Below are 25,673 nucleotides of genomic sequence, written 5' to 3'. Positions count from 1 at the left end.
CCCGCCGTGCGCAGCCCCGTGACGGTCAACCGTTTTTCGCTTTCTCCGCCGCCTGCGGATCGAACAGCCGCGTCAGGTCTCCGCCAAGGCGGAAGTTCATGAGCGGCTGCATGGAATGCTTCCACTTGAGGGTTTCGTCACTGCAGCGGTAGAGCGTGCAGTAGGGTTCCAACCAGGTGAATTTGCCGTTCTCCTTCAGCTCGCCTACCGATTGGCCTTTGCCGGTCTTGTCTGCGAAGACCTCGGGGTTTTCCACACCCTGCATGACCCGCTCGGCGAGCCGGCGCAACGCGCCGTTGTGGTCCTCGCGCAGATCGACGCCATTGGCCTTGGCGAACGCCGCGACCATTGTTAGCGGTGGCAGGCTGTAGTTGTGGTAGGCGAGGGCGCGCTTCTGCCGCCTGAGTTCGTTGGGCAGGAAGCCGTCGGGGTCGACCTGGCCCGCGGCGACCCGGAACTGCGCCACCGACCAGTCGAACAGGTCACGGCGGTCAGTCGCCACGGCGCTCGCCATGACCGACCAGGCGGCCCAGTAGGAGTGGTTGTTGATCTCCTTGAGTGGCAGGTCGCTCCAGTCCTTGACGGTCTGCTCGGCCAGCCTGGCGAACCAGGCTTCGATTTGCTGGCTCTGCAGGGCATAGGGCGCCAGCGGCCGCGAGCTGGAGAACTTCAGGCGCAGCCAGGCCGAGGCCATGCTGCCCAGGGCCCATTTGCGCATGGATTTGCCCGTGTGATTGAACTCGGTGGAAAGAAGGGCGCCGGCCTTGGACCAGTCGCCGAGCCACTGCAGGGTGCATTGCAGGCTTTCAGGCTTGCCGTCGCGCATGAATCGCATCACCTGCTTGTTGACCCCGCGTTCCAGATCGTTGATGGCACGGGTCTTCTCGCGAAAGTCCTTCTCGGCTTCGGGGTTCAGCGTCGCCCGGGCCTTGTTCGAGCCTTCGTACTTGCTACGGAACACCAGGGCTCCGGTATAGGGAGAGGGCGTTTCCTGGTCGCACTTTCCGGGTTCGCCCTTGCGCTCCTTCTCGATGGCCGCGTAGTAGCCGGGAGGCGGCACCAGTCCTGCTCCCAGAGTCGCACCCGAGGCCAGCAGGAGAGGGAGGAGAAGGAACAGGCCCGTTGCGCGCATCATGACGTCCTCAACGTTCCGCCTGGGCGGTGTGCTGGACCGGGCCGGCGTTGCGGTTTCGCTGACAGACCTTCACTTCCACTTCCTGCGGTGGGCTGCCGGCAGGGGGGCCTTGCAGCTCCAGGGAGAGCAGGATCATGTCGGCCCAGTCCGAGTCGGTGCGCAGCTCGAAGGCGAAGCGTCCATCGGTGTCGACCGTCTTGGGCTTGTCGAGCTTGAGGGTTTCGCGCCGGCCGTTGAGGTGCCAGAGGGTAGCCTGGAGGGTTTTCACCGTGGGATCGGCGTAACGCACGTCGATCTGGTACTGCCCATTGCGCACGTCCTTCAGACCGCCATCGCCATTGACCAGTACCTCGTTGGTGCCCGGCCGCAGTTTGGTCTTCGCTGACATGACCGCCGGTTTGCCAACGCAGCCGTTGTCGAGCATGGCGAACAGCTGCCGGTAGGTGCTTTCCTGGTCTAGGCGATAGAGCGGCGAGAATTCCCAGATGACGATCTTCGGTGGATTCTCGAGGAAGTCCTTGCTGCCCAGCATCTGCAGCATGGCTCCTTCCAGGCCACCGCCAGGAACTGCGGCGTTGTAGATATCGGCCTGCAGGTATTCGGAGAGGAAGCCGCTGAAGTTGTAGTTCTGTGCGCTCTGGCTGGTGCCGATCAGGAATATCTGGGGATGCCCGGCATCGCTGAACATTGCGTCGCCGTCGCTCGAGTCCTTCGGCTCGGTGGCGAACTGGTCCATGTATTCGATGGCATAGCTGCCGCCACAGAGCTGGCTGGCGACGTTGTGGAGGGTGCCTTTCTTGCCCATCCGGCCAACCACCTTGCTCTCGAACTCGCGCTTGGGTATGCCCTTGTAGGCAGGCATCTGCTTGATCGTCTCGGCCACCAGTCTGGCGGTACGTTGCGCACCATAGGGTGTCCAGTGCTGGTCGCCGCGGAAGAAGAAGGCGGGGGTCTGCTGCTCATCGGCCAGCACCGAGAGGTCGGGCACGTGGTAGCCCATGTCGCGGAAGCGACCGAGCATGGCCCGGTAGTTTGTCAGCGCGCGCTGATACTGGAAGCTGGCCAGCTCCGCCGGATTGAGCTTGTTGCGATTGACCAGACCACGGGTCGGTTGATAGACCACCACCAGTTCGATGCCCTTGCGCGCAAAGGCGTCGTGCAGTTGCTTCAGGCGCCGGTAGCCAGCGGATGTGGTCTGGAACTCCGTGCGCAAGTCCTCGCGCGTGCGGAACAGCCAGTCGCCCTGGGCTTCTACCAGGGTGACGAAGTTCTTCTGATAGTTGGTGGTGTAGCGACTGGCATCGTGCGCCGCCGGACAGAGACTGCAGCAGGGCGCGGCATGGTAGACGGGGCCCTGGGCTTGTACCGTGCCGGTCGCGGCAAGGAGCAAGAGAGCCAGCGGCAGGTGCATCGATTGGCTTGCGTTCATGGTGCTCAACCTCAGGGTTGAAGTTTGGTCCCACTGTCCACCAGGTCGATCCGGACGGCTTTGCGCTGGCGTACCAGCAGATCGAGGATTTCTTCCTGGCGTTCGCCGAGGATGCCGCTGAAGGTAATGCCCGAGGCCTTGTCCGGCATCGACATGTCCACCCGATACAGTTCGAGGGACAGCGGTGTATCGACCGCCAGCGGGCCACTGCCGTTGCCGGCAAGCTGGCCGCCGACCACGACCAGCGACACCTTGGTTTCGTAGGGGTCGAGCTTGAGGTCGCGGTGCTGGCCGGTGAGGTCCTTGATATGCCCGTACACGCCGCTCAGGCCATTGCCGAGGACGAGGTTCTCGTACAGGCGGATGTTCGCGCTGTTGCGGAGGCGAACGCCGTGGCGATCGTTGCCGACCACCTTGTTGCCCCACAGGAGATTGTTCGAACTTTCGTAGAGGGTGATGCCGTCGGCGTGGTTCTGGAACACCTCGTTGTAGGCCAGCACGTTGTTGGTGCTGTTGCGGTCGAGGACGATGCCGGAAATCTTGTTGTCGAAGATCTGGTTGTTGAAGATCCAGCTGTCGTTCACCTCGCGGGAGACGATCAGGCCGTGCTTCTTGCGGGTGCCGGAGATGGTGTTGTGGGCGATGATCAGGCGATGTGAACGGTCGTGGGGGTCGATGCCGTAGACCAGGTTGTCGCGGTAGGTGTTGCCCTTGATCACGACGTCGTCGGCCTCGAAGCAATAGAAGCCGAACCACATGTCGCTGAACTCCGAGTCCAGCAGCCAGGCGCTCGGCGCGGTGCGGCCCATGCGCTTGCGCATGGAAGGCGTGTACTGGGAAATGCTCAGCCCATAGGACTTCTCGCCGCTATAGCCAAGGCTGCTGAAGCGGCTCTTGACGATGTAGGTCTCTGTTCCGCCCCAGGACAGAAGGAAGGGGCGGAATTCCTTGTCCTTGCGAAATGCCGATGGGCCGTTGGCTTTTTCATTCCAGCCGATGAGGGTGCTATCAGTCACGAAGAGCTTGCCGTCGTTGACCAGGAACGAGCCGCGGTCCTGGGACAGGCGCAACGTCTTCCCATCGATGTGCAGGGTGGCGCCGCGGGCCACGACTATGGGCAGGCGAGCCAGGTAGGTGTCGTCTCCGATGGCGCGGAAATATTGCTTGGGGAGCTTCTTGGCCAGGGTCGCCAGATCGGCGTAGCCGCCTTCGATGAAGATCGCCTGGGGCATGCCGCCCTGGCGCCTGACCCATTCGGCCAGGCGGTTTTTGCCACCGACGAACTGCTTGAGGACGGGTTGCCGCAGCATACGGCGTACGCCGATGCGGCCGGGCTTGTCTCGCTGGATCTTGTCCTGGACGGCGTTGGCGGTATAGCCGGATAGGTCGGGCAGCGCAGGTGCGCTCAGGTTCAGCCGCTCCACGGGGGAACTGGTGACGGTGTACGTCTTGGCCGCCGGGGCGGCCTTGCCGGAATTTTTACTGGACGGGGAGCTCGGTGACGCGGCCAACACGAGGCTGGTCAGCAGCGAGCCGACCAGCAGGGGTAAGGCCAGGGAGCAGTAAACGCGCCACCGGCTGTTCATTCATTGCCCTCCCGTCAGAAGCGCCAGATCACATCCACGAAGGCCCGGTGCATGCTCGAGTCGACTCCGCTGCCATCGTAGGCATCGCCAGCGAAGAACAAGCCGCCACGGAAACGCACCAGTGCCGAAGGTTCGTCGATTGCCTGGCTCATGGATTCAGGCAACAGGCCTTCCTTGAAGTACTTGGTGAGCACCAGGTCGACCTCCTGGCCGATGTCCTTGTCGTCGGAGGTCAGCGCGGCATTGATGCCACTGTCACCCACCGGCTGGTCGCCATCGGCGCGCCAGAAGCGGTGGTACACCAGGCTCGCGTCGTACTCGTCGCGCAGCTGCCAGGAACCGAACAGGGTCGCGACCTGCAGGTTGCTCAGCTCGCCACGGAACGCCTCGCCGAAGCGGTGCACCCGCGAACGCGTGCCGGTGAAGCTGTTGCGGTTGCTTTCCAGACCGGTCTGCTGGAAGTTCTCGTCGCCATCATCACCGCCGCCACTGCCGCGTGCATAGGCAACGCCGGCCTGCCAGTTGGGATCGAGGCGGAAGCGCACGCCAAGGTCGGTGCCCCAGGCGCTGACGTCGGCACTTTGCTTGCCAGTGGCGATGGGCTGGCCGCCGGGGCCACTGGTGGTCAGCAATTGGTCGCGGTCGCCATCCAGCCAGATCACGCTGGCCCAATAGTTGAACGTCTGCTCGTTGCGCCAGTTGAAGGCATCGCTGTTGGCTTGCAGGCCAATCCAGGTCAGGTCACCCGTGGTGTCCTTGTCCAGCTCGTCGACCTCTTCGCCGGGGCTGCGCAGGTCGCCGTCGTCATGGCTGTAGTGGACGTTAAGGCCTACCCAATGACCGGGTGTCCATTGCGAGGCGATGTCGCCGTAAACGTGCAGCCGGTCCTCATCCTCCGGCGCCAGCTCGTCGATATCGGTGCGGTATTCGGAGAAGCGCTCGGCCAGGCCGAGGTGAGCGCGCAGCAGCGTGGTGTCGAAGGTCCAGTTCAGCGCTTCGATGTTGGTGTCGCGCCACAGGCTGTCGTCATTACGCAGGCGCTGACGGCCAAAGCGCATTTCCTCGCCAGGGTAGGCGGTAAGGCCGGAGTAACCGATCCAGAACTCGCGCATGGCCAGGTAGCTATCGTCGGCCTGGCGGTCATTGTTGCCGCCGCCGCTGTCCTCTTCGAGATCAGCAGTTTGAAGGGTGTCCGTTTCGATCGTGTCGGTGGCCGCGACGGCTTGCGCCATGGCGTAGGCGCTCCAGTCGCCGCGCTGGAAGAAGAGCCAGGGCCGCACGTCGATACCTATGCCACTCACATCACCGCCATTGCGGGTGCCAAGGTCCCGGTCGTCTTCCGACTGGGCAGTGACCTTCACATCGACTCCAAACGGTTTGTCGGGAGCTTCCGCCCACGCAGAAGCGCCGTGTATCAGCGGAAGTGCCAGGCCAACGCGAATCCATTGTTCTAGTTTCATGGTCTATTCCAATTGGGGACGAAGGTCGGTGGAGAGTCCGACGGCCGTCAGGCTGTCAGTAAATCTCCCCATCTGCAGCAGCACGTAGCATAGTGCCACCCCCTCGAAACTGCTGTTCTTCTTCGAGTTTCTTCTGTGCATCAGTTCTCTGGATTGGCGAAAGCTGCTGCTCCAGTTGCACGACCAGTTCTGGCGCCTCGGCCCTTCCGGCCTGCACCGCGAGCTTGCTGAAAACATAGGCGTTGACCAGGTCGGGCTGGACACCACGGCCCTGGCTGAACATCTGCGCCAGTGCGTAATCGGCGCCGGCATGGCCGCTGCGGGCGGCCCTCAGCAGGTGCTCTAGCGCTTTGTCCGGTTCGACCTGGCCCAGGAAGCCGCGTCGGTAGATCTGGCCCAGGTAGTAATCAGCGCTGGGCTCAGTGGCGGCGGCCTTGAGCAGGTGCTGCTCAGCCTTGGCCGGGTCTTGTGGCACCAGCTTGCCCTCGTAATAGAGCTTGCCGAGCAACAGTTCGGCGCGCGGCGATCCGGCCGCGCGGCCGCGCTCCAGGTAGTCCAGCATCTGCTCGACGTCTCCCGCTTCCGGGGACTCGTACATCAGTCGGGCAAGGCTCACCCAGGCCTCCGGGTAACCGGGGGCGATGGGTTCGAGCAGAGCCTTTGCAGATTCCATGTCAGGTGGCCCGAGCGTGGGGTCGGTCATTACGCGCGCAACCGCGTCGAGCCGCTGCGGTGGCACACGGCCACCGCGGTAGGCCTCCTGCAGTTTGGTGATCAGCGCATGCTGTTTTTCCGGCTGCCCGCGTTTCTGGTACACCGTGGCCAGCTCGACGTAGCAGGCATCCTCGACCGCAAGCTGGGCCTCGCAGATGCGTTCGATTTCGTCGAGATGCTGGTCGTAGGTTCCCTGGGCGCGGTACAGCAGTAGTTGCGCCAGCTCTGCCTGTGGCTGGCCGTCGGCGCGCCACTGACTGACCTGCTGCTGCACATTCACCTCGGGGAAGGTCTGCGGATGCTGGACGTAGAGCACCGTCAACGGCAGCACGGTATTGCGCTCGCCTGCGGCCATGGCGTCCTTGAGCAGGGTTTCGGCTTCGCGCTGTTCGGCCAGGGTGGCGCCGGGTTTGCTCGCCAGCAGGCGTCCCAGACGGGCGGCGGCACGAGGCGAGTTGGCGGCCGCCTGACGGTAGGTAGCCTCGGCGGCGCGTAGCTGTTCCGGGTCGCCGGATTGAAGCTGAATATCGGCGAGTCCCACTTGGGCGTCGGTGTAGCCGAGGTCGGCGAGCTGGCGATAGTTCTGCAGGGCGGTTCCAGTATCACCCCGCGCCAGGGCCTCCTGAGCCAGGCGCTGGTCTGGAAGCCCGCTGCAGCCTCCCAGGGCAAGCGCCCCGAGTAGCAGCAAGGTTGTCTGCGCGCTATTCACGACTGATATCTCCAACAAGCCTGGAGGAGCGAACTTCGTCCATCAGCCAGGCAAATGATGGGCCACGGCTGGCGCTGACCTCCACCGGCCTGCCGACGAGGCTGTTGTCCAGCGGCTCGTCGGGCTCGATTCGTACGCGGATATCGGCCGTCAGGTCATTGCTGCGGGTGGGGTTCAGGTTGCTGCTGGTCACGCGGCCGGTGCGTGGCTGACTTTCACCGGCCACCGTGAAGTTGATGCGGCTACCCGGTGCCACCGCATTCAGCTTGGAATAGGGGAAGAGCGCTTCGACGCTGGCGAGGCTGCCGCGTTGGGCCAACTCGAAGACCACATCACCCTTGCTCGCGTACTGTCCGTCGGCCACCAGTTGGCGCACGAGAGTGCAGTTGCAAGGGCTGGTCAGTGTTCCCTTCATTTGCTGGCGCAACAGCTCTTCGATGCGCGCCGGCTGGATGTTGTTGTTCAACTGGCCCTTGAGGAGCTCGAGCATCGAGGTGTTGAAGGTGGCGATGGGGGCACCCTTGGTCACCATTTGGCTCTCGCCGATCAGGCTCTGCACCACGCCTTCGCGCGGCATGGTCACCTGGACGCTGGGGACGCTGACCTTCGCGGACAGCGCATGGGTGATGAAGTAGAGCTCGTAGAGGGACTTGCCGATGAAACCGAACGCCGCGATGCCGATGGCCAGTACTGCCAGACTGAGGATCAGCGCCTTCATCCGACCGAGTACGCCCAGGCCCTTGCGTCCCTTGTCCCTGCGGGCCGGGCTGAAGTTATTGCGCTGCAGAGTGGTCAGCAGCTCGCCGACGCTGACCAGCTCCCCGGACAGGTGTGCCGTAATCAGGTGGCGCAAGGTGGCGATGTCGCGCGGATCGAGGTTGTGGAACTGGCAGCCGACCCGGCCGCTTTCGTCGGCAATCGAGCGAACCTGGAACTCAACTGGCATGGTCAACCCCAGGTTGTCGATGTTGAACACCAGCATGCCCTTCAAGTGATCACCGGTCGCCAGGGTCGGTTTGGTCGCCAGGAAGCTGAATCCGCCGGCTGAAAGCTCCAGCAGGACGTGCTCGACTGCTGGGTGATTCCTGGCAGCGAAGCGAATCCTGGCGGGTATCCGCACACGGGCATGCTGTCGCTGGATTTCCGATTCATGTACGACGTTGAGGGCGGTGTTCATTGAGGTCTTCCTATTCCATTGGATGGCTCATACCACCAGCAGCAGGGTGGCGACGAACAGGCTTGCGGCCGAAAAGGTCATGGAACGCGATGACCAGGTGTTGAACCAGTTCTGGAAGCGGCCCAGCTCGCGATTCAGCGTGGTTTGCTGGCGCGTCCAGGATTGGCGGTCGAGGTGGAAGAACACGTAGATCTTCACGACCGCACCGACCACCTGGTTGTAATAAAGAAGCAGGGGATAGGCGGGGCCGATGTGGTGTCCGGTGACCGAAAGCAGCAGGGTCAGGATGAGCCGTGTCATGCCGATCCACAGCAGGTAGATCAACAGGTAGACGATGCTGTACTTGAGGCTGGCGATGATTGCCACCGTCAGGCCGAGCAGGCAGGTCCACATGGAAATGCGCTGGTCGAGCAGCACGACACTTGCGAACCAGCCGAGTTTTCTCGGACCTAGCATCATCGCCCGTGAGTTCTGCCGCAGATTGTTGCCGTACCAGCGGAACATCAGTTTGCGGGTCGAGTTGAAGAAGCTTTTTTCCGGCGGGTGCTCGACCGTGTTGATCGCCGCATCCGGCACGTAGAAGGTCTCATAGCCCAGGCGCATGAGGCTGAACCAGCTGGACTTGTCGTCGCCGGTGAGGAAGCGGAAACGCCCAAGGCGCCAATGCTCGAGGTGATCGTTCTCCACATCGGCGATGAACTCCGGGTTGGTCACCACCGTGGCGCGAAATGCGGACATCCGCCCGGTCATGGTCAGCACGCGCCGTGAGAGTGCCATCGAGCACATATTGAGGTGGCGCTGGGCGAAGCGCAGCTTGTGCCATTCGCTCATGAGATAGCCGCCGCGGACTTCACAGAACTCGTTCGTGGTGAGCCCGCCGACTTTGGGGAACAACCGGAAGTACGGCACGGTCCTGGCGAATACACCGGGTTCGAGGACGCTGTCGCCGTCTACAACCATCACTACCGCCTCGTCATCCGGCAGGTGTCGCGAGATGGCACGAAAGCCATTGGCCAAGCCATCGCGCTTGCCGGTGCCGGCGATGCGCACGAAGTGCAGGGTGATGCAGCTCGGCGCGGCGTAGCGGGCCCACAGGCTCCTTATGAGCAGTTCATCCGACAACTCGACGATGGAACAGACCAGGGTCACCGGGTGGCCGTAGGCGATGGCTTCTTCGATTACCGAGCGGTAGACCTGGGCGGTGGTCAGGGCGTCGATGCGGAAACTGGTGACCAGGACGCACACGTGGGGCGGGGTGGACTTGGCCATGAGCCGGAGCGCCCGGCGCCGATAGCGGGGAAAGAAGACATAGAGGAAGAGAGTGCCTCGCACGAAATGCACGAAGCCCATGGAGTAACGCCAGATACCGACAGCCCCGAGCAGCAGGACGAAGTCCCTGGACAGGGGGTCGAACAGGGTCTGGGGAACGGCCAGGGCCAGACCCATGAGCAGGCTGAGATAGAACAGCCAGCCTGCGGTATTGATCAAACCCTGCGTGAGCCTCTCCATTGTCCATATCCATGAGCTGGTTCAGACAAGGCGAACTGTCGTGTCGCCTGTTGGTTCCTGGCCGTGCCGCAATGTTCAGCTGGAGGAAAAAAACCTGCAGGCCTGGCGCCGGGCGTTGCGGTCCACCTCGGGCAACCTGCAGATCCCAATGCTTCGACGGCGGCGGTGCACACGCATGGCCAGCTGCGCGCATCGCCAGCGTCGTGACTTCACCAACAGATGCCTTCGCTACAGTCGTTACTGGTGTGCTCCATGAAGCCAACCAGATCGATCACGCGCTTGCCCTCGGGCACCTGCCGGGCAAGCGAGCGGAAACGTTCGTCTCCGTTGCCGAGCACGATGACCTGCGCGTGGGCGATGACCCTGTCCAGATCGCTGTCGAGCAGGGAGGACACATGGGGAATCTTCGATTCGATGTAATCCTTGTTCGCCCCGTGGACCCTGGCGTACTCGACATTGGAGTCATAGATGCGCAGGTCGAAGCCCTTGCCGATGAGCATTTCGGCCAGCTCCACCAGTGGGCTTTCGCGCAGGTCATCGGTACCGGCCTTGAAACTCAGGCCCAGCAGGGCGACTTTGCGCTTGTCGTGGGCAGCGATCAGGTCGAAGGCATGCCGCACCTGAACGTCATTGCTATGCATCAGCGCGCTGATCAACGGCGATTCGACGTCGAGTTGCGCGGCACGGTAGGCAAGGGCGCGTACGTCCTTGGGCAAGCAGGACCCACCGAAGGCGAAGCCCGGACGCATGTAGTACCTGGACAGGTTGAGCCGTTGGTCCAGACAGATCACGTCCATGACTTCGCGGCCATCGACACCCACCGCCTTGGCGATGTTGCCGATCTCGTTGGCGAAGGCGACTTTCGTCGCGTGCCAGACGTTGCAGGTGTATTTGATCAGTTCCGCGACATCGATGCTCTTGCGCACGATGGGGGCGTCGAGCTCTTTATAGAGAGACTCCAGTATGTCGCCGGAGTGACGGTCCAGTTCGCCGATGACCGTCATCGGCGGCAGGTTGTAATCCTGGATCGCCGTGCTTTCACGGAGGAATTCGGGGTTGACCGCGACACCGAAATCGACGCCGGCCTGTTTGCCAGAGCAGTCCTCGATGATTGGAATCACCACGTTCCTGACTGTGCCAGGCAGCACGGTGCTGCGCACGACTATGGTGTGGTAATCGGCCTTGTCGCGCAGGGCGAAACCGATTTCACGGCAGACGGCTTCGATGTAGTTGAGGGAGAGATCGCCATTCTTTTTGCTGGGCGTGCCAACACAGATGAGGGATACGTCGCTTGACGAAATTGCTTCGAGTACGTCGACGGTGCCGCGCAGGTTGCCGCTATGGGTGCCCTGTTGCAGGAGCGCCTGCAGCCCCGGCTCGACGATCGGTGATTTGCCCTGGTTGATCAGTTCCACCTTGGTGGAAGAAACATCTACACCTATAACTTGATGACCCCGCGCCGCCAGGCAGCCTGCACAAACCGCCCCGACATAACCGAGTCCAAAAATGCTCAGTCGCATTTCCTATTCTCCTTGTTTTACTTATCGTGCCATTCAAGTGTCTCGCGCCGTACAAGGTTCAAACAAAAACGGAAAGCCTGCGCAGTTGTCGACAAGTCCGTGCGCACAATATGTTCCTGTTGCTTGGGGGAAGTAATAGGGGGCCGAAATGCGCTGCTGCGACATGACTGCGTGATATTGCACAGTCGACGCGACGCAATGCTTCATTTCATTTACTGAGCCATATTACTTGTTGGTCTTTGCTTCGATCTCTTGGTAAGGCGTAAGGCTATTCCCTCTAGTGGTTCTGTGGGTGGGGTCCAGTTATAGATATGTGAGTGAAGCAGGCGCCGCAAAGTTCAGGCCGTGTGTCGTTGTTCTTAAAACAAATCGCTATGGGGGATAGTACTGGAGGGCAGGGAAGATGGCCGACGTTTCTAGTGCTCGCATACATTCGAGAGTGATTTTAAAGGCTCTCTAAAGTACGTCATTTATTATTTGGCGCCATAATTAGGGCGCCATTTAGTTGCGCCGGTAAAATTCGCTATCGCATATGGCTAGAGCGAACTTGAGTGAAGGCTATAGTGCGGTATGTATCTTTTCTGAAACAACTTGCGGGTGCGAGTTCAATCACAGCAAGTGCCAACAACTAGCCGGTTGTGCGCCTTTGTGCGAGTAGTTCGCGCCGACGAGCACTGGGCGTCATGATGAACCAGCGACGGCAGGCGCGATTGAAGACGCTTTGTTCGCTGTAACCGAGCATGCCGGCAACCTGTGACAGGGGAATATCGCGCTCGGTCAGGTAGAAGTCCGCGCGTTCCCGGCGAATATCCTCCACCAGTTCCTCGAAGCGGCAATCCAGTTCGGCAAGCTGCCGTTGCAGGGTGCGTTCGTGCAGGCCAAGTTGCTCGGCCACCAGGGGCAAGCGGCACTGCTGCGTTGGCAGGAGGCGAAGTATCAGCCGGCGGACCTGTTCCAGCAGATCCGAGGAGCCCAGCAGATGAACCTGGCTGAGGTACTGCACGAGGGCGCGGTGCAGGGCAGGATCGTGCTTTTCGATGCGCTGGGTGAGTTGACGCTCGCTGATCAACAGCGCATTGCAGGGCTGGCCGACGTATGCCTCGCACCCGAAGTAGCGGCGGTAGCGCGACAGCGACAGCGAGCTGCTGCCCGAGAGCTGTACCGCGCGGGCGCTGAAGGTCGGTCCGCAAAGCAGCTTCATGGTGCTGTATGCCACGCCCATGGCCAGTTCCACCATCTGCCGCTGGGGTCCACGCATGCGCAGTTCGATGACCAGTTTCGGCGCGTCCGGTTCACTGCGGTCCAGATCGAGATGGACGCCAGAGCTGTGGTAACCGATGAAGCGAACGATCTCGGCCAGGGCATGGCCAACCGTGACTGCGTTGCGAGCAATCAATGCAATCGGGCCGAGCACTGCCAGGTTCTGGTACTCGGCCATGCGCAGACCGAAATCGGGGCAGTCCAGTTCCTCGGCTGCATATTCCAGCAGGTCGATGAGGGAGCGGAAGGGGACTCGCGCATCCTCGTCATCGAGCAGTTCCGGGCGGATGCGGAAGCGCGAAAGGAGGAGGGCTGGGTCCTGTCCAAGCTGACTGGCCAGCTCGCGGAATCCGCCGAAAGAGGTGGTTCTGATGAAAGGTTCCATGTCGCCAAAGATCAATTATCTGTCATGAAAGATCAATCTTTGCTTTGTCGAACCGTCAAAAAATCCCATGGCTACTCCCCACTTCGGAGCGACCCATGGAATTCGACTACATCATCGTCGGTGCCGGCTCGGCCGGCTGTGTGCTGGCCAATCGTCTGAGTACAGACCCCAGTGTTTCCGTGTGTCTGCTCGAAGCGGGGCCACGCGACTGGTCCCCCTTGATTCATGCGCCAGCCGGCGTCGCCGCCATCCTGCCCACCCGTCACGTCAATTGGGCGTTCGAAACCGTGCCGCAACCGGGCCTGGGCAATCGTCGCGGCTACCAGCCACGGGGCAAGGCGCTCGGTGGCAGCAGCTCGATCAACGGCATGATCTACATCCGTGGCCACCAGAGTGACTACGACGAATGGGCCGCACTGGGAAATACCGGCTGGTCGTTCGACGAAGTGCTGCCGTACTTCCGCAAGAGCCAGATGCATCATCGTGGAGCCAGTCAGTTCCATGGCGGAGAGGGCGAGCTCTATGTGGGACAGGTCGAAGCCCACGCCGCCACTCACGCCTTCATCGAAGCCGGGCAGAAGGCCGGCCACCGTTACAACGCCGATTTCAATGGTGCCGAGCAGGAAGGCATCGGCCAGTACGACGTGACCATTCGTGAAGGCCGTCGCTGGAGCACGGCGACTGCCTTCCTCACGCCCATCCGGGAATCCCGTGGCAACCTCACCGTCCTGACCGGCGCCCATGCCGAACGCATCCTGCTGGAAGGCAAGCGCGCCACCGGCGTGCAGGTGCGGATCAAGGGGCGCTCGCCGATCATCAAGGCGCGCCGGGAGGTGCTGCTCACCGCTGGTGCCTTCGGCAGCCCGCAATTGCTCATGCTCTCCGGTATCGGCCCCGAAGCCGAACTCAAGCCGCAGGGCATCCCGATTCAGCATGAAATGCCCGGCGTCGGCCAGAACCTGCAGGACCACCCCGACGTCGTCCTCGGCTACCAAAGCACCGATAACTCGCTGATGGGCTATTCCCTGGGTGGAAGCCTGAAGATGGGCGCTGCCCTGGCTCAGTACCTCGCGCGCAGACGCGGTCCGTTGGCAAGCAACTTCGCCGAGGGCGGTGGCTTCCTCAAGACGCGCGAGGATCTGATCCGCCCGGACATCCAGCTGCATTCGGTGGTGAGCCTGCTCGATGACCACAACCGCAAGTTGCACTGGGGCCACGGCTTCAGCTGCCACGTCTGCGTCCTGCGCCCGAAGAGTGTCGGTCGCGTCGGACTGCAGTCGGCCGACCCGAGCGTACCGCCGCGCATCGATCCCAACTTCCTCGGCCACGACGATGACGTGCAGACCCTGCTCAAGGGCTACCGCATGGCGCGCGAGATCGTCGCGCAGGCGCCCATGTCGCGGTTCGGCCTCAAGGACAAGTTCAGCGAAGGCCTGCACAGCGACGAGCAGCTGATCGAGTTGCTGCGACGCCGTACCGATTCGATCTATCACCCCGTGGGCACCTGCCGCATGGGCAACGACGAGTCCGCGGTGGTGGACAGCCAGCTGCGCGTGCGCGGCGTCCAGGGCCTGCGGGTCGTGGACGCTTCGATCATGCCGACCCTGGTCGGCGGCAACACCAACGCCCCCACCATCATGATCGCCGAGCGCGCGGCGGAATGGATCGCGCGTCCCTAATAACAACAAAGAGGAAGCATCACATGCACCGTCCCTTGAAACGTCTCACGGCCGCTGGCCTCTGCTTCACGCTGCTGGCCAGCGCAATCGCCCAGGCCGCTCCGGCGCCCGCCAAGCCGGCTACGGAAACGACCCGGACCGCGAATCAGGCCGTGCTGGAGAAACTGCCTTTCGCCAACCGCCAGGACTTCGCTGATGCCGAGCGTGGTTTCATCGCCAAGCCTGATACCCTGACCATCAAGGACGCCAGCGGCAAGGTGGTCTGGGACCTGGAGAGCTACAAGCAATTCATCGCGCTGGACAATCCGGCCCCCGACACCGTCAACCCCAGCCTCTGGCGCAACGCCCAGCTCAATCTGCAATACGGGCTGTTCAAAGTGACCGACCGCATTTACCAGGTGCGTGGCTACGACGTTTCCAACATCACTTTTATCCAGGGTGACACTGGCTGGATCGTCTTCGATCCACTGCTGAGCAAGGAAACCGCGAAGGCCGCCTACGACCTGGTCACTCAGCACCTGGGTAAGAAACCGGTGATCGGCGTGGTTTACAGCCATTCGCACATCGACCATTTCGGCGGCGTACGCGGCGTCGTCGACGAGGCCGACGTGAAGGCCGGCAAGGTACGAATCGTCGCGCCTGAAGAGTTTCCCGAGTACGCAGTCAGCGAGAACGTCATTGCCGGCAACGCCATGGCCCGCCGTGCGGTGTATATGTTCGGCGCGCTGCTGCCACGTAATGCTCAGGGCGGCGTCAGCGCCGGACTCGCACCAACCGTATCCGCTGGCACCACGACGCTGATCCAGCCCACCGAGTTCATTTCGAAAACCGGCCAGGAGGTGACCATCGACGGGGTCAAGATGGTGTTCCAGATGACGCCGGGCACTGAGGCTCCTGTGGAAATGCACACCTGGTTCCCGCAGTTCAAGGCGCTGTGGATGGCCGAGAACACGACCAACACCATGCACAACATCGTGACCCTGCGCGGCGCCCAGGTCCGCGATGCGCTGCAGTGGTCCAAGTACATCGGCGAAGCCATCGATCTCTATGGCGACAAGGCCCAAGTGAAGTTCCAGAGCCACCACTGGCCGGTCTGGGGCAACGCGCAGATCGATGAGTACCTGAAGAAGCAACGCGCCATCTACAAGTACATCCATGACCAGACCGTGCGCATGATGAACCAGGGGCTGACCAGCGAGGAGATTGCCGAGGCGATCAAGCTGCCGCCGGAACTGGAATCCTTCTGGCCGGGTCGTGGCTACTACGGCACCCTCAAGCACAACTCCAAGGCGGTCTATCAGCGCTACATGGGCTGGTACGACGGCAACCCCGTTAATCTCGACAAACTTCCGCCTCAGCCGGCGGCGAAGAAGTACGTGGAGTACATGGGCGGCTCGGCCGAGGTGCTGAAGAAGGCCAAAGCCGACTTCGCCAAGGGTGAGTATCGCTGGGTGGCCGAAGCGGCCAAGCAGGTCGTGTTCGCCGAACCGGACAACACCGAAGCGAAGAACCTGATGGCCGATGCGTTCGAGCAGATGGGCTATCAGGCCGAATCCGGCCCGTGGCGCTCGGTCTATCTACAGGGGGCCTTTGAACTGCGTAATGGCGTGCCGACCCTGGGCAACACCGTCACCGCCAGCCCGGACGTGATCCAGGCCATGACCCCGGAGATGCTCTTCGACTACCTCGCCGTACGCCTCAACGGCGAGCGCGCCGCAGGCAAGAAGCTGGTGCTCAACTTCAACTTCACCGACCTCGGCAAGAGCTACGCCCTGACCGTGGAGAACGGAGTGCTCACCTACGAGCCGAAGGCCAGCGACAAGTCTGACGTCGGCCTGACCATGCGCAAGGGCACCCTGGAAGACATCCAGCTGGGCAAAGCGACTCTGGAGCAGAAGGTGGCGTCCGGCGAGTTGAAGTTCGATGGTCGCCAGCAGGCCTTTGGCGAGTTCATGGGACTGCTCGACAAGTTCGACTTCTGGTTCAACATCGTCACGCCATGAGACTCACGACACTCGGTCTGGCGACGCTGCTTTGCAGCGTCGCTCCGGCCAGCCTGGCCTGCGGCTACGACGGCATGGCAATGGACCTGAGCCTGGCGCACCCGGCTTCACTGGATGTGGCCCTTGCCGTCAACCAGGCCTACCAGGACAAGCTGATTGCCAAACCGCTGCCGCTGCCCGGTGGCTTCGGCATGCGTCGCGCCCTCAAGGCACTGGAGCGCGTTGCCAGCACGCTTCCTCCCCGTGGCGAAGACTTCAGCCTGTTGCTGGTGGAGCCGGGACTATGGACGCGCTTCGAACTGCGCGATGGCCGCTGGCAGTTCACCCCGCACACGTCCGCACCAGCTGCTGGAGAGAATGCAGTGATAGTAGGGGAGGGCGCACTGCTGGCGATAATGGCTGGCAAGTTGGCAGCCCCGCAGGCATTGGAGCGCGGCCTGGTGCATGTGGAGGGTGAACGGCTGAAGGCGATGGATTGGCAGTCGGCTTTCGCAGACACGGGCGCGGACTGACGGCATCGCCCCGGGCGGTCGGTCCGCTGCGGGGCGACGTCAGCGGAAGGAAGAAGAGTAGCCCGGCACGTGTGGTCGGCTCGCCGCTGATTCCAGCCAGGAGGCAAAACACTGGTCACCGTTCGTCCATTACTGGAAAAAACATGAAACCACCAGCGGCGCTTCTCACTCAGTGAGAGTGTCAGTCTTGCGGACATCTTTCCCGATTTGCCAGGACGGGTAGTCAGTTTGGTCGGGCCATGTAAGCGGGCGAGCGCACGACGCGATTTTCGCTTCGCTCGCTACTTGTGGAGGTGCATATGTCCAGGAAGCCCCCGACCAACTTGGCCTCATTCCTCAAGGGAATGCACTTTCCCGCGGGCAGGACACAGATGATCGAGTACGCACGGCAACAGGGGGTTCCCCCGAAAGTGATGGAGGCGCTGGAAAGCCTGCCAGATCAGGAGTACCAGAGCATGGTGGACGTGATGCAGGGTTACTGCGCCGCGGAATAACCGACGTCGCGCCATCGCGCGGTGAGGCTGGGAAAGTCGCGGGAGCGCTCCGCCAAGGAGAGCGACGTGAGAACACATGTTGTGCATTTCACGGCACCGATCAACTCGCACACCTGTGGCCAGTTGATCGACAAATGTACCCAGGCCATCCAGCAGGGCGCCGACGAACTGGTGATCAAGATCGCAACCATGGGCGGCGAGTGCAGCTATGGGTTTTCCATATATAACTTCCTGATCGCACTGCCGGTGCCGGTCAAGACCCATAACCTGGGCACTGTGGAATCCATGGGGAACATCATCTTCCTCGCCGGTGAGCACCGGACTGCCTGTCATTACAGCAAGTTTCTCTTTCATCCCTTCCACTGGACCCTGAACGGTGCGGTAGACCACGCGCGAATGTCCGAGTATGCGATGAGCCTCGACTACGACCTGCAGCTGTACGTCAGCATCGTCGATGAGCGTACGCGTGGCGCCGCTTCGCCACTGAACGTCCTGGAATGCCTGACGGCGTCGCCGAAGATTCTCGATGCCCAGGACGCGCTGGATGCGGGACTGATCCACGCCGTGGGCGGTCTTGGAATGCCTGCGGAATCCGTGAGCTGGTGCGTGCATTCCTGAGTCACGCCAGTCCCAGACGCTTGCGCATGCTGCGGGTAATGGTCTGCCGTTGATTCTCGAAACCTGCCCACGGCGACTCGCCCGCTTCATCGAGACGCTTGCGCAGGTTGCGGATGGTCCAGTCATGGGCACCCTTGAGCGCCGCGATCTCTTCAAACAACACCGGTACGGAAACCGGTAGCCCCTCCCGTGCCCGAACGGAATAGGCGGTCACGGTTGTGGCGCCCAGGCCATTGCGCAGATAGTCGATGAAGATTTTCCCCACGCGGTTCTTCGGACCGGATTTGGCCGAGAAACGCTGCGGCAGGTGTTGGGCCATGTGGGTGGCGATGGCGTGACTGAAGTCCTTCACCTGGTCCCAGTCGTCTTTCGGCTTCAGTGGCACCACCAGGTGCATCCCCTTGCCGCCACTGGTCTTGAGAAATGCAGTCAGCCCCAGTTCGTCCAGCACGGTAAGCACCAGCTGGGTCGCCTCGACCATGGTTTTCCACGGCAGCGCGGGGTCCGGGTCGAGGTCAAGGACGAAACGGTCCGGGTGGTCTAGGTCTGCGCCTGTCGCGTTCCAGGTATGCAGTTCGAGGGTGCCCATCTGAACTGCGCCGATCAGCGCCTCGATACTATTGATGACCATCGCCGGCTGACCGGCGCGGGATTTCTCCAGTAATTCCATGGCGTCTATGCCCAGCTGCTCTCCGCTCTTCTGGAAGAAGAGTTCGCCGGCGATCCCATCGGGAGCCCGCAACAGTGCAAGCGGTCGGTCCCGCAGTTGAGGAAGCAGCCAGGGGGCGATATCCGCGTAGTACTCGACCAGATCGCGTTTGGTGGAACCAAGGCTGGCATCGATGATTCGGTCGGGATGAGTAATGCGAACCTTCCGCGCCGTTGCGCCTGCATACTCGTGCGCAGGCCTGGCATCAGCCCCTTGCTTCGCGCCAGCGGCATGCCTGGGTGTCTCGAAGGTTATGGCGCTGGCTGGCTTGTCGCTGCGCAGCCCATTGAACACGGCATGGCGCACAAGGCCCTCGCGGGTCATCTCGGCGAAGGCCACTTCAGCCAGCAATTCCGGCTTGAGCCAGTGCACGCCCGTGGCCTCGGTTCCGGTGGGTGGATTCGCCAGGGTCGGCTTTGCCACATCCAGCGGTTTCATTCGGGCCTGCACCCGGGTAAGGGTCGCCTGGTCGAAGCCGGTTCCTACCTTGCCGGCGTAGCGCAGTTCACCGCTGTCTTCGTCGTGCAGCGCCAGAAGCAGGGCACCGAAGTGGCTGCGGCTGCCCTTGGGTTCGGTGTAACCAACGATCACGAACTCCTGGCGCTGTTTGCATTTGAGCTTGATCCAGTCCGTACTGCGTCGGGATTGGTAGAGGCTACCCGCGCGCTTGCCGATCAGCCCCTCCAGCTTCATCCGGCAAGCGCTTCCCAACAGGGAATCAGGGTCTCCAATCAGATCGGCTGAGTAGCGCAACAGCGAATCGTCTGTGTCCTTCAGCAACTTTTCCAGCGTTGCGCGCCTTTGTTCGAGCGGTACGCCGCGCAAGTCGTTGCCGTCGAGATAGAGCAGGTCGAAGAGGTAGTAGAGGATGTCCTCGCTACGTCCCGTCTCGAACGCGTTCTGCAGGGCCTGGAAGTCCGGCGTGCCATCGTCGCCGGCGACTATCACTTCGCCATCCAGCCAGGCGCTTTCCAGCCCCAGTCCCGCCAGTGCATTGCGCTGGCCAGGCAACCTGGTGCTCCAGTCCTTGCCGTTGCGAGTGAAAAGCCACACCTCGCCATGCTCGATGCGGGCGAGGATGCGGTAGCCGTCGAACTTCACTTCGTAGCGCCAATCCCCGTCGGGTGTGTCGTCCACCAGCGTTGCCAACTGCGGCTTGATGAACGCTGGCAATGGCGCGGGAAGGCTCCCCTCCAGGCGTTTCCCCCTGGAGCGGCGGCTTACCGGGGTTCGCTGCTGCTCGGGAGTTTGCTTGCCCTTCGCCTTGGGCAGCAGGGTCCGCTCGCTGAGGACGCTGCCTGGAAGGGCTTCGGTGATGTCCAGTTCGCCTTCGGTGCGTGCCGCGTCGTCGCGATGCTTGATTAGGAACCATTGCTCCTGTTTGCCCGGCATGTTGGTTCGCACCAGGTTCCAGATACCGCTGAGCTTTTCGCCGCGAAGCTCGAACTTCAGCTTCCCCATCGCATAGCCGGCAACGGGGTCGAGCTGGGGAATCCAGATACCCCGGTCCCAGACGATGACGTCGCCGGCACCGTAGTGCCCCTCGGGAATGTGGCCCTCGAAGTCGGCGTAATCCAGCGGATGGTCTTCGACCTGGATGGCCAGGCGCTTGACCTGTGGGTCCAGGCTGGGCCCCTTGGGCACAGCCCAGCTCTTGAACGTGCCATCCAGTTCCAGGCGGAAGTCGTAGTGCAGTCGCGTGGCATCGTGTTTCTGGATGCAGAACTGCAACGCCCGCGCGGGCGCCTTGCGCCCACCATGGACACGAGCGGGCCGGCCCGCCGGCTCCGGGCTGGTATCGAAATCACGCTTGCGCTTGTAGTCGTCGAGAGAGTCACTCACGGCAGGGCCTCCTGCTTCAGGAGAGGCGACTGCCGCGATAAGGTTCAGGCTGATTCGCGAACGGCAATGGTCACTCATGGAAATACTTGAGCAGCGGCTGCACGGTGACCCCATGAATGAGGATGCTCATGGCCACCACGCTCAGCACCAGGTCGCTCAGCAGGTGCCGATCCAGTTCGACGGCACCTTGATTGAGGACAAAGCAGAGGTAGAAGAGGCTGCCGACCCCGCGTATGCCAAACCAGCCGATGAGCAGGCGTTGGGGCGTCGGAATCTGTGGCGCGTGGATGAGCAGCAGGACGGCGGCGGGGCGCACCACCAGGAACAGACCGAAGGCGACTATCACCGCCTCCCAGCGCCAGTGAGCGTAGAGCAGCGCGCCGAGCAGGGTGACCAGCAGGACCTCCAGGGCCCGTTCCAGGAGGTTACCGAAGGCCAGGATGTCCACCATCAGCGCGCTGGCGGCGATTTGCGGGTGGAGCTCCTTGTCGTTTCCGAACTCGATGATCGCCTGGCCGTGGCTAGGCTCACGGTCTTCGGCTCCAGGCGTACTGACCTCGGCGGGCACCTCACCACTGGCGCCTACCTCCGCATGACGCATCCCCAGCCCTGCGGCGAAGGTGCCGAGGAATCCCCAGGCGCCGATGCTTTCCGTTGCCGCGTAGGAGAGGGCGATGACCGCCAGGGCAAGGAAGGTATTGGGCGATACCGCCATGTCCGTGTGCCGTGCGCGCAGGTGGATTCCGAGCTGGCCGACGATGCGGCCAAACCAGAAGCCGAACAGAAGGCCCGCCGGAATGGCCCAGACTACGTAGCGCAGCAACCAGGTCGCTGCGTCCTCCAGCGGAACGCTGGACAAGTCGCCGAACCCCAGGAGCAGCAACCCCGCCATCACGAAGGGAAAGGCGATTCCATCGTTCAGCCCTGCCTCCCCGGTCAGGGCGAAGCGCATCGGATCCGTATCAGCGGCATCGTTCACCTGGATCAGATTGGCCAGCACTGGGTCGGTGGGCGAGAGAATCGCGGCCAGCAGCAGCGCCAGGCCGGGGCTGAGGCCTAGTGCGAAGTACAGGAACACTGCCAGGCCAATGATGGTGGCGATCAGCACCGGGCCCGCCAGCAACCAGGCCGGACGCCACTCTGGAGCCCGGAAGGGCAGGCGTAACCTCAGCCCGGAGAGGAACAGCGAGATGAGCACCGTCGCTTCCACCAGGTGTTCAAGCCACGGACCGACCGTCAGCACGTCCTGTTCCCACAGGCCGAAGCCAACGGGCCCTATGAGCAGGCCGAACAGCAGGTAGATGGCGGAGGTGGACAGGGGCAGGAGCCGGACATAGGCAGAGGCGAGCCCGAGTATGAGCAGGATGCTGCCCAGCACAAGCATCCACAGGAAGAAGGTCACGCTGGATGGGCCGCGCCGACCAGATCGCGGCTAGCGTAGCGGGTGGGCAGCGGCCAGAGCGTGGGCCTGCTCCAGACGGTGCACGAATACCGGCAGCGTGGTGCGTGCGAAGTCCTGCAACTCCAGGTCGTCGATGTCGGCGGCCGAGCGTTCAAGCAACGCCACAACCGCTTCGTTGGCGGCGACCTGTCCGGTAGCGAAGGCGGCATCGAAGTGTTCGGGCTCGATGCTTTGCAACTCATCCAGCTCCGCGCCCGCCCCAGAATCGCTTAGGAGCTGCGGGCATTTGCGTCCAGCCAGGGACTGCAACGCCCCATTGACCCGGCAGTGCTCTACCATGGTGATCATGGCAAAGGCGCGAACATCGGCGGAGGGGCTTTTCTGCAGGGCAATTTCGGCGGCCTGCATGCCGACTTCGCCAGTGGCGAGAGCCAGGGCACAAAAGGCTCCGGATTCGCGCTCGACTTCGGAAAAGCTTCGGGGGGAGGGTTCGCCAGTGTCCAGATCAGGTAGGGAAATCATGGTGTTTCACCCTTGAAAATTGAGGTCATCCGTACAATTGGGATGTCTCCGCGCGTTCTCGGGTTCAGGTTATTTTTCGCTCTGTCGGCCACCCTTCGGTGAACTCTGCCAGCAAACCATCGACCACTGTGATCAATGCTCGAGGCTTCGATGAGCCTTGCGCAAGGGCGTGCTGGTACGCGTCGAGCTGGCGGTCGGCGCTGCTGCCTGATTGCAGGATTTGGTGTGCCTGCGCGAACGCGCCTTCTTCACCCAGGGCCCTTGCCGTCGCGCCAAAACGCTCTTCGGCCAGGGTGAGCCAGGTCGAGGTGTCCATTGCGTGACAGCCGGTTTCGTCCAGGTAACGGCCGTGGATGCCTTGCAGGCGCGCCCGCCAGTAATTCTCCGTGACCACCTGCCGCTGGATGGCTGTAACGCTGGGGAGCTCGAGGTGCGCGAGGGCGTGAGTGACCATGCTGCGGAACAGCCCGGCGATGCACAGCGAATCCGCCAGTCGTGGACAGGCATCGGCGATACGCAGCTCCAGGGTGGGGAAGCGGGCGGAAGGGCGGATGAACCACCAGATGTCGTTGTCGTTGCGAATGGAAGCGCTGCTGAGTAACCACCTGACATGCTCCCGGTACTCTGCCTCGCTCGCGAAATCGTCAGGCAATTCCATCCTCGGCCACTGCCCGCAGATTACCCGGCGATAACTCATGCAACCGGTGGCATGGCCGAACCAGAACGGCGAAGACGCACTGAGGGCGAGCAGCAACGGCAGCCAATGCAACAGCTGGCGCACCAGGCGGACGCGGTCATGGCCGGCAGGGATACCCACATGCACGTGAAGACCGCAAAGCAGGCTGCTGCGGGCGATCATCCGGTAATCATCGAATAGGCATTCATAACGCGGCGAAGGATTGCTGCGTGTCGTCAGACCGTCGGCGAAGGGATGGCTACCGGCTGAAACCAGCCCCATGCCGAATCCGGCCACCGCTTGAGCGAGGCGCGCGCGCTGGTCCAGCAGGCAAGCCCTTGCCTCGGTGAAGTCGTGGAGTATCGGTGTGACCAGTTCCAGTTGGCACTCGAACATCTCCTCCGCCAGGCAAGTACCCAGTGCGCTGCTGCAACTGGGCGAGTCGCTGAAGCAAAGCGGCTATCGCTTCACCACCGTCACACCTGCCACCCACCAGCGCATCAACCGCCGTCCTGGAAACGCCATGGCGACGGACCTGGCCGGAGTATTTGGCTGGAGCCGTCCCTTCGTCCGTAATGTGGTTGGTGAATCCCTGTTCCGCCAGATGGAGGCAGCTGATGTGCTGTCCGCTGGGGTCGACGGTTTCCGCTCCGTGGTTCGCTGGTCCGACCTGGGCGATGAGCTCTACGTGCACTCCGCGTTCCCCACCGATGCTGCCGATGCGGTGTTTTTCGGCCCGGATACCTACCGGTTTGTACAAGCCATCGACGCTTTGCTCGACACCCGCGGCCATGAGGTGCGCAAGGCCGTGGACGTGGGCTGCGGTACTGGCGCGGCGGCCATCCGCATCGCCCAACGCTATCCGCGAGCGGATGTCCAGGCGCTGGATATCAATCTGCGGGCACTGGAATTCACCCGGGTCAACGCTCGCCTGGCGGCAACGCCGGGAGTACGCGCGGTTGCCAGCGACCTGTTGCGCGAGGCTGAAGGCACCTTCGACCTGATTGTTGCCAATCCGCCCTACATGCTGGACCCGGCTCAACGCAGCTACCGCCACGGGGGAGGGGAGATGGGCAGCGGGCTGTCCCTTGCCATCCTCGACAGCGGTGTGGCGCGCCTGGCACCTGGCGGCGCCTTGCTGCTCTATACCGGCGTGGCCATGGTGAACGGGCGGGACGGATTCTATGAACGCATTGCGGAATGCCTCGACGCTTGCGATTGCCAATGGCACTACCGGGAGCTGGACCCGGACGTGTTCGGCGAGGAGTTGGACGAGTCCGCCTACCAGCATGCCGAGCGCATCGCGGCCGTGCTGCTGACGGTCCAGCGCACCTAGTTAGTCGTCTTCCGGCTTTGCGACCAGCTCGCGGCGGCGCTCTCGTTCTGCTTGCTGGAGTTCGACGTCGCTGCGGATCTGGGCATGGCTGATCAGCGCGAAGATGAAACTGCCACCGACGATGTTGCCGGCCAGGGTTGGAGCGGCGAACACCAGCCAGAACTCCATCCACGCCAGTTCGCCGGCGAACACCAGGTAAGCGGCCTCCACCGAGCCGACCACGATATGGGTAAAGTCGCCCAGGCCCATCAGTGTGGTGACCATCACGATGATCCAGAACTTGGCGCTTTCCTGGGCCGGGATCATCCAGACCATGGTGGCGATCATCCAGCCGGAGATAACGCCACGGGCGAACATCTGGGTGCTGTCGTTTTCCATCAGCTTGCGACCGATTTCGAGGAAAGCCTCGTCGGTTTGCGTGTCGAAGATCGGTAACTGGAGCATCCCGTAGGCCACCAGAAACGTCCCCGCGAGATTGCCAGCCAGTACCACGCTCCAGAGCTTGCCCAGGCGGCTGAGGTTGCCCAGCGTAGGCTTGTTCATGAACGGCAGCACGGCCGTGAGGGTGTTCTCGGTGAAGAGTTGCTGGCGGGCGAGGATCACCGCGAGAAAGCCTGCCGAATAACCGATGCTGGAAATTGCCACGGCACTCTCGATGCCCTCCAGGCGCGCCCGCAGCAATCCCATGCCCATCATCGAAAGGCCCATGGACAGCCCTGCTGCAAGTGCCGACCACCACAGCGCGGCGACCGTGCGTTGCAGCTCCTGGTCACCCTGCAAACGGATGATCTCGTGCACCACGGCGGCGCGCGGTGGCTTGCTCTTGTGTACTTCGCGCTCTTCGCTGGCGGTGAGGGCCGGGGTCTTGTCGCTGTTGCTCTTGTCCATGGCAATGACCTTCGCAGGATGGCTACTCACATGTGACCGTGCGCCGATCATGTGGACTCCATGTCATCCATCGCGGCGCCAATGACCGCCGGGGAAAAATACCTGAAC

20 protein-coding genes are annotated in these 25,673 nt (G+C 62.4%); 6 read left to right on the top strand and 14 right to left on the bottom strand.

Annotation, left to right across the window (positions count from 1 at the left end; all coding sequences use genetic code 11):
• Positions 1-25: 25 nt before the first annotated feature.
• From SA496_RS11845 to SA496_RS11805, 9 genes are all read right to left on the bottom strand, one after another.
• Positions 26-1,132, bottom strand: coding sequence for a mannuronate-specific alginate lyase (locus tag SA496_RS11845; RefSeq protein ID WP_120655196.1), 1,107 nt, complete (start codon positions 1,130-1,132; stop codon positions 26-28).
• Between the two features lie 10 nt (positions 1,133-1,142).
• Complete coding sequence (locus SA496_RS11840) at positions 1,143-2,564, bottom strand: alginate O-acetyltransferase (RefSeq protein WP_120651055.1); 1,422 nt, start codon at positions 2,562-2,564, stop codon at positions 1,143-1,145.
• Between the two features lie 11 nt (positions 2,565-2,575).
• Positions 2,576-4,150 (bottom strand): mannuronan 5-epimerase AlgG, encoded by a 1,575-nt coding sequence (gene algG / locus SA496_RS11835; RefSeq protein WP_330115465.1) that lies wholly within the window; start codon positions 4,148-4,150, stop codon positions 2,576-2,578.
• Between the two features lie 14 nt (positions 4,151-4,164).
• A complete protein-coding gene (locus SA496_RS11830) occupies positions 4,165-5,610 on the bottom strand; it encodes an alginate export family protein (protein ID WP_153920029.1) in 1,446 nt (481 codons plus the stop codon).
• Between the two features lie 55 nt (positions 5,611-5,665).
• Complete coding sequence (gene algK / locus SA496_RS11825) at positions 5,666-7,033, bottom strand: alginate biosynthesis TPR repeat lipoprotein AlgK (RefSeq protein WP_280358836.1); 1,368 nt, start codon at positions 7,031-7,033, stop codon at positions 5,666-5,668.
• Positions 7,026-8,210, bottom strand: a complete 1,185-nt coding sequence (locus SA496_RS11820) for a PilZ domain-containing protein (protein ID WP_330115464.1) — start codon at positions 8,208-8,210, stop codon at positions 7,026-7,028. The genes algK and SA496_RS11820 overlap by 8 nt, the downstream gene beginning before the upstream one ends.
• 27 nt (positions 8,211-8,237) lie before the next feature.
• Positions 8,238-9,719, bottom strand: a complete 1,482-nt coding sequence (locus SA496_RS11815; RefSeq protein WP_120651060.1) for a glycosyltransferase family 2 protein — start codon at positions 9,717-9,719, stop codon at positions 8,238-8,240.
• A 209-nt stretch (positions 9,720-9,928) separates the two neighbouring features.
• Entirely contained in the window at positions 9,929-11,239 is a 1,311-nt protein-coding gene (locus SA496_RS11810; RefSeq protein WP_120651061.1) for a nucleotide sugar dehydrogenase, read from the bottom strand.
• Positions 11,240-11,867: 628 nt separating this feature from the next.
• Positions 11,868-12,884: an AraC family transcriptional regulator gene (locus SA496_RS11805; RefSeq protein WP_120651062.1), complete on the bottom strand. Its 1,017-nt coding sequence runs from the start codon at positions 12,882-12,884 to the stop codon at positions 11,868-11,870.
• 95 nt (positions 12,885-12,979) lie between these two features.
• Here SA496_RS11805 and SA496_RS11800 point away from each other — a divergent pair, with 95 nt between their 5' ends.
• From SA496_RS11800 to SA496_RS11780, 5 genes are all read left to right on the top strand, one after another.
• Positions 12,980-14,563, top strand: a complete 1,584-nt coding sequence (locus SA496_RS11800; protein WP_330115463.1) for a GMC family oxidoreductase — start codon at positions 12,980-12,982, stop codon at positions 14,561-14,563.
• A gap of 23 nt (positions 14,564-14,586) precedes the next feature.
• On the top strand, positions 14,587-16,566 hold the full coding sequence (locus tag SA496_RS11795) for an alkyl/aryl-sulfatase (RefSeq protein ID WP_330115462.1): 1,980 nt from the start codon (positions 14,587-14,589) through the stop codon (positions 16,564-16,566).
• On the top strand, positions 16,563-17,078 hold the full coding sequence (locus tag SA496_RS11790; protein ID WP_120651065.1) for a hypothetical protein: 516 nt from the start codon (positions 16,563-16,565) through the stop codon (positions 17,076-17,078). The genes SA496_RS11795 and SA496_RS11790 overlap by 4 nt, the downstream gene beginning before the upstream one ends.
• A 299-nt stretch (positions 17,079-17,377) precedes the next feature.
• Complete coding sequence (locus SA496_RS11785) at positions 17,378-17,572, top strand: DUF2795 domain-containing protein (RefSeq protein WP_120651066.1); 195 nt, start codon at positions 17,378-17,380, stop codon at positions 17,570-17,572.
• A gap of 66 nt (positions 17,573-17,638) precedes the next feature.
• Positions 17,639-18,190, top strand: a complete 552-nt coding sequence (locus tag SA496_RS11780) for an ATP-dependent Clp protease proteolytic subunit (protein WP_330115461.1) — start codon at positions 17,639-17,641, stop codon at positions 18,188-18,190.
• A gap of 1 nt (position 18,191) precedes the next feature.
• Here SA496_RS11780 and ligD read toward each other — a convergent pair whose 3' ends face one another.
• From ligD to SA496_RS11760, 4 genes are all read right to left on the bottom strand, one after another.
• Entirely contained in the window at positions 18,192-20,741 is a 2,550-nt protein-coding gene (ligD, locus tag SA496_RS11775; protein WP_330115460.1) for a DNA ligase D, read from the bottom strand.
• Positions 20,742-20,811: 70 nt separating this feature from the next.
• The gene (locus SA496_RS11770) at positions 20,812-22,143 is read right to left on the bottom strand and encodes a cation:proton antiporter domain-containing protein (protein ID WP_330115459.1); all 1,332 of its coding nucleotides are present in this window, start codon (positions 22,141-22,143) and stop codon (positions 20,812-20,814) included.
• Positions 22,144-22,173: 30 nt separating this feature from the next.
• Positions 22,174-22,665 (bottom strand): DUF4142 domain-containing protein, encoded by a 492-nt coding sequence (locus SA496_RS11765; protein WP_120651069.1) that lies wholly within the window; start codon positions 22,663-22,665, stop codon positions 22,174-22,176.
• A 64-nt stretch (positions 22,666-22,729) separates the two neighbouring features.
• A complete protein-coding gene (locus tag SA496_RS11760; protein ID WP_330115458.1) occupies positions 22,730-23,737 on the bottom strand; it encodes a YbdK family carboxylate-amine ligase in 1,008 nt (335 codons plus the stop codon).
• Here SA496_RS11760 and SA496_RS11755 point away from each other — a divergent pair.
• Positions 23,709-24,677: a class I SAM-dependent methyltransferase gene (locus SA496_RS11755; protein WP_330115457.1), complete on the top strand. Its 969-nt coding sequence runs from the start codon at positions 23,709-23,711 to the stop codon at positions 24,675-24,677. The genes SA496_RS11760 and SA496_RS11755 overlap by 29 nt on opposite strands.
• On the opposite strand, the gene SA496_RS11750 is transcribed toward SA496_RS11755, so the two are convergent.
• A complete protein-coding gene (locus SA496_RS11750) occupies positions 24,678-25,565 on the bottom strand; it encodes a formate/nitrite transporter family protein (protein WP_120655197.1) in 888 nt (295 codons plus the stop codon). It abuts the gene before it with no gap.
• Positions 25,566-25,673: the final 108 nt, after the last annotated feature.

Origin of the sequence: Pseudomonas sp. JS3066 (assembly GCF_036328175.1) — a bacterium.
Taxonomy (GTDB): domain Bacteria; phylum Pseudomonadota; class Gammaproteobacteria; order Pseudomonadales; family Pseudomonadaceae; genus Metapseudomonas.
The sequence above is the reverse complement of the archived record's forward strand: the minus strand, read 5'-3'. Positions and strand labels throughout refer to the sequence as shown.